The sequence below is a fragment of the Halorubrum depositum genome (genome assembly GCF_007671725.1).
GTDB classification, from domain to species: Archaea; Halobacteriota; Halobacteria; order Halobacteriales; family Haloferacaceae; genus Halorubrum; species Halorubrum depositum.
In genome coordinates this window covers 1-5211 of record NZ_VCNM01000005.1, presented here as the reverse complement: position 1 = coordinate 5211, position 5211 = coordinate 1, and the positions used below count along the sequence as shown (strand labels likewise).

Below are 5211 nucleotides of genomic sequence, written 5' to 3'. Positions count from 1 at the left end.
GAGGTTATACATTCCGGTTGATCCTGCCGGAGGCCATTGCTATTGGGATTCGATTTAGCCATGCTAGTCGCACGAGTTCAGACTCGTGGCGAATAGCTCAGTAACACGTGGCCAAACTACCCTTCGGACCGTCATACCCTCGGGAAACTGAGGTTAATAACGGATACCACAGTCCACCTGGAATGAGGACTGTGCCAAACGCTCCGGCGCCGAAGGATGTGGCTGCGGCCGATTAGGTAGACGGTGGGGTAACGGCCCACCGTGCCAATAATCGGTACGGGTCATGAGAGTGAGAACCCGGAGACGGAATCTGAGACAAGATTCCGGGCCCTACGGGGCGCAGCAGGCGCGAAACCTTTACACTGCACGACAGTGCGATAAGGGAATCCCAAGTGCGTAGGCATAGAGCCTACGCTTTTGTCCACCGTAGGGAGGTGGACGAATAAGGGCTGGGCAAGACCGGTGCCAGCCGCCGCGGTAATACCGGCAGCCCGAGTGATGGCCGATCTTATTGGGCCTAAAGCGTCCGTAGCTGGCCGCACAAGTCCATCGGAAAATCCACCCGCTCAACGGGTGGGCGTCCGGTGGAAACTGTGTGGCTTGGGACCGGAAGGCGCGACGGGTACGTCCGGGGTAGGAGTGAAATCCCGTAATCCTGGACGGACCGCCGATGGCGAAAGCACGTCGCGAGAACGGATCCGACAGTGAGGGACGAAAGCTAGGGTCTCGAACCGGATTAGATACCCGGGTAGTCCTAGCCGTAAACAATGCCTGCTAGGTGTGGCTCCCACTACGAGTGGGTGCTGTGCCGTAGGGAAGCCGCTAAGCAGGCCGCCTGGGAAGTACGTCCGCAAGGATGAAACTTAAAGGAATTGGCGGGGGAGCACTACAACCGGAGGAGCCTGCGGTTTAATTGGACTCAACGCCGGACATCTCACCAGCATCGACTGTAATAATGACGACCAGGTTGATGACCTTGTCCGAGTTTCAGAGAGGAGGTGCATGGCCGCCGTCAGCTCGTACCGTGAGGCGTCCTGTTAAGTCAGGCAACGAGCGAGACCCGCATCCTTACTTGCCAGCAGCACTGCGAAGTGGCTGGGGACAGTAGGGAGACCGCCGTGGCCAACACGGAGGAAGGAACGGGCAACGGTAGGTCAGTATGCCCCGAATGTGCTGGGCAACACGCGGGCTACAATGGTCGAGACAAAGGGTTCCTACTCCGAAAGGAGACGGTAATCTCAGAAACTCGATCGTAGTTCGGATTGTGGGCTGCAACTCGCCCACATGAAGCTGGATTCGGTAGTAATCGCGTGTCATAAGCGCGCGGTGAATACGTCCCTGCTCCTTGCACACACCGCCCGTCAAAGCACCCGAGTGAGGTCCGGATGAGGCTCGTTTCACGAGTCGAATCTGGGCTTCGCAAGGGGGCTTAAGTCGTAACAAGGTAGCCGTAGGGGAATCTGCGGCTGGATCACCTCCACAGACCCGAGACTCGCCCTCTGGGCGAGCTCACCTTTCGACCGTTCACACGAACGGTCACTACTCATGCATGGTCGCGTGTCCGTTCACCCACCGATCTGGACACCGACGAACTACCACGGCTCACACTACAAACGCAGAGCCTTCCCACCACGGGAAGGTGGGCTCATAGCTCAGCGGTAGAGTGCCTCCCTTGCAAGGAGGATGCCCTGGGTTCGAATCCCAGTGAGTCCATGTCCCCCGACGCGAATCCGTCCCCTTAAGTGGGCGACGCGACTCCGTTGGGTTACGACGACCGATGCACCATCCCGGGAAACCGCGGATGGGAAGGGTTCGACGAACACCCCGCCAGGGTGATTCGATGACGACCGTGTATACGTGCGATCCAGACGTCCACTGAACTCATACGAGTTCGTGGAACGTCAGTGAACCATATACAGTCGGGTGACACTATGTCACTTGACACCGTTGGAGGTTCCTTACGGAACCGTCCAACACACTACTGGCTACTGTGCCAGCTGGTGAATGGCTCGGCTCGAGAGCCGACGAAGGACGTGCCAAGCTGCGAAAAGCTCGTGGGACCCGCATGGAGGGTAAGAACACGAGATCTCCGAATCGGAATCCGTTTACAATTGCCACGCGCAATAGGGAACTCCCTGAATTGAAACATCTCAGTAAGGGAAGGAAAAGAACGCAACCGCGATGTCGTCAGTAACCGCGAGTGAACGCGACACAGCCCAAACCGAAGGTCTTCGGACCAATGTGGTGTTCGGGTTGACAACCAAAACGCGACACTTCATCTGAAGTCTCCTGGAATGGAGCGTGAAACAGGGTGACAACCCCGTAAGATGAGACAGTACCGTTGGCGTCAATACCAGAGTAGCAGGGGTCGGATATCCTCTGTGAACAACTCAGGCATCCCCTGAGAAGGCTAAACACTCCTCGAGACCGATAGCGAACAAGTAGCGTGAGCGAACGCTGAAAAGCACCCCGAGAAGGGCGGTGCAATAGGGCCTGAAATCAGCTGGCGATCGAGCGACAGGGCGTACAAGGCGATTCTCAAAACGACCGAGGAGCGATCCTCCAGTAGGAAGAGAATCGAGCCGGCGTCGTGTCGTGCGTTTTGAAAAACGACCCAGGGAGTGCACTTGATTGGCGAGTCTAACCCGTGAACCGGGGAAGGCGCAGGGAAACCGATACGGCCGCAGCATTGCGAGGGCCACCGTGTTCAAGCGCGGGGAGTCAATTGGGTGCGACCCGAAACCAGGCGATCTATACGCAGGCAGGGTGAAGCGTGGCGAAAGCCACGTGGAGGCCCGTTAGAGGTGGTATTCTACAATATCCTCTCGTGATCTGCGCATAGGGGTGAAAGGCCCATCGAGCCTGGCAACAGCTGGTTCCAACCGAAACATGTCGAAGCATGACCTCTTCCGAGGTAGCCCGCGGGGTAGAGCTACCGATTGGATGACCCGCCTCCGAGAGGAGTCGGCCATCCTGTCAAACTCCAAACCCGCAGGCGCTGTAGACGAAGGGAGTCCGGTGTGCGGGGTAAGCCTGTGCACCATGAGGGGAACAACCCAGAGCCGGGTTAAGGTCCCAAAGTGTAGATTAAGTGCGATTCGAAGGTGGTCTCAAGCCCTAAACAGCCGGGAGGTGAGCTTAGAAGCAGCTACCCTCTAAGAAAAGCGTAACAGCTTACCGGCCGAGGTTTGAGGCGCCCAAAATGATCGGGGCTCAAATCTACCACCGAGACCTGGCCGTGCCCTTGACAGGGGCAACCGCGTAGGTTGGCGTTCTGTTCGGATGGAAGCTCGGGCGAGAGCTCGCGTGGACCGTTCAGAAACGACAATCCTGGTCACAGTAGCAGCGATAGTCGGGTGAGAACCTCGACGGCCTGATGAGCAAGGGTTCCTCGGCACTGCCACTCAGCCGAGGGTCAGCCGGTCCTAAGATGCACCGCAACTCGACTGCATCAACGGGAAACTGGTTAATATTCCAGTGCCATCGTGCAGTAAACGTCGACGCCGTGTGGAACGCTGAGCCGGGCCTTCGCCCGGTCGAATCGTGGAAACTCGTGGATGCCGTCACGGCACGAAGCGAGCGAAACGCGAGATAGCGCAAGTCAGCCGTACATAGGGCCCGTGAAAAGACAAGCACGATGTCCGTACCGAGATCCGACACAGGTGCTCTGGCAGCGAAAGCCACGGCCTGTCGGGAGAACCGACGTTAGGGAATTCGGCAAGTTAGTCCCGTACCTTCGGAAGAAGGGATGCCTGCTCTCTACGGAGCAGGTCGCAGTGACTCGGGCGCTCCGACTGTCTAATAACAACACAGGTGACCGCAAATCCGCAAGGACTCGTACGGTCACTGAATCCTGCCCAGTGCGGGTATCTGAACACCTCGTACAAGAGGACGAAGGACCCGTCAACGGCGGGGGTAACTATGACCCTCTTAAGGTAGCGTAGTACCTTGCCGCTTCAGTAGCGGCTTGCATGAATGGATAAACGAGAGCGCCACTGTCCCAACGTTGGACCCGGTGAACTGTACGTTCCAGTGCGGAGTCTGGAGACCCCCAAGGGGAAGCGAAGACCCTATAGAGCTTTACTGCAGGCTGTCGCTGAGACGTGGTCGCCGATGTGCAGCATAGGTAGGAGACATTACACAGGTACCCGCGCTAGCGGGCCACCGAGTCAACATTGAAATACTACCCGTCGGTGACTGCGACTCTCACTCCGGGAGGAGTACACCGGTAGCCGGGCAGTTTGACTGGGGCGGTACGCGCTCGAAAAGATATCGAGCGCGCCCGAAGATCATCTCAGCCGGGTCGGGAATCCGGCGAAGAGCGCAAGAGCACAAGATGGTCTGACAGTGTCATTCCCAACGAGTGACGCTGACGCGAAAGCGTGGTCTAGCGAACCTACGAGGCTCCGGAATGGGGCCCGTAGATGACAGAAAAGCTACCTTAGGGATAACAGAGTCGTCACCCGCAAGAGCACATATCGACCGGGTGGCTTGCTACCTCGATGTCGGTTCCCTCCATCCTGCCCGTGCAGAAGCGGGCAAGGGTGAGGTTGTTCGCCTATTAAAGGAGGTCGTGAGCTGGGTTTAGACCGTCGTGAGACAGGTCGGCTGCTATCTATTGGGGGTGTCAAGGTACTTGACGTGAACGAACGTATAGTACGAGAGGAACTACGTTTGGTCGCCACTGGTGTACCGGTTGTCCGCAAGGGCACTGCCGGGTAGCCACGCGACACGGGGTAAGAGCTGAACGCATCTAAGCTCGAAACCCACATGGAAAAGAAGTACCGTTGAGGTCACTCGTAGAAGACGAGTTCGATAGACTCGGGATGTACGCACCGAGGCAACGAGGTGTTGAGTCCACGAGCACTAACAGACCGAAGCCACAATCATACGGCACTGACACATTACCACACTCGCATGAGTTCAGGCGGTAACTGGATCGCACATATACACGGTCGGCCGATCACACAGATCGGAACCACCGACACAGGCGTCTCTCAGCCCATTCATATGGGAAGAGAGGCTCGGTTCGACTCCGAGCGTCGGCGTAAAGGCGGCCAGAGCGGTGGGGAAACACCCGTACCCATTCCGAACACGGAAGTTAAGCCCACCAGCGTACCGGGAAGTACTGGAGTGAGCGATCCTCTGGGAACCGCGGTTCGCCGCCTGCCCATTCATATGGGGCGATTGCCCCACCCGTTTTCAATCGAC

1 tRNA gene and 3 rRNA genes are annotated in these 5211 nt (G+C 57.6%); all 4 read left to right on the top strand.

The window, feature by feature from the left end:
- Nucleotides 1–10: 10 nt before the first annotated feature.
- The 4 genes from FGM06_RS15885 (at nucleotide 11) to rrf (ending at nucleotide 5171) form a co-directional block, all read left to right on the top strand.
- Nucleotides 11–1480: ribosomal RNA gene (locus tag FGM06_RS15885) — 16S ribosomal RNA — on the top strand.
- Between the two features lie 161 nt (nucleotides 1481–1641).
- Nucleotides 1642–1713, top strand: a tRNA-Ala gene (locus FGM06_RS15880).
- Nucleotides 1714–1976: 263 nt separating this feature from the next.
- Nucleotides 1977–4889, top strand: a 23S ribosomal RNA gene (locus tag FGM06_RS15875).
- 160 nt (nucleotides 4890–5049) lie between these two features.
- Nucleotides 5050–5171 (top strand): 5S ribosomal RNA (rrf, locus tag FGM06_RS15870).
- The 16S, 23S and 5S rRNA genes sit together here with 1 tRNA gene alongside, the layout of an rRNA operon.
- The last annotated feature ends 40 nt before the right edge of the window (nucleotides 5172–5211 follow it).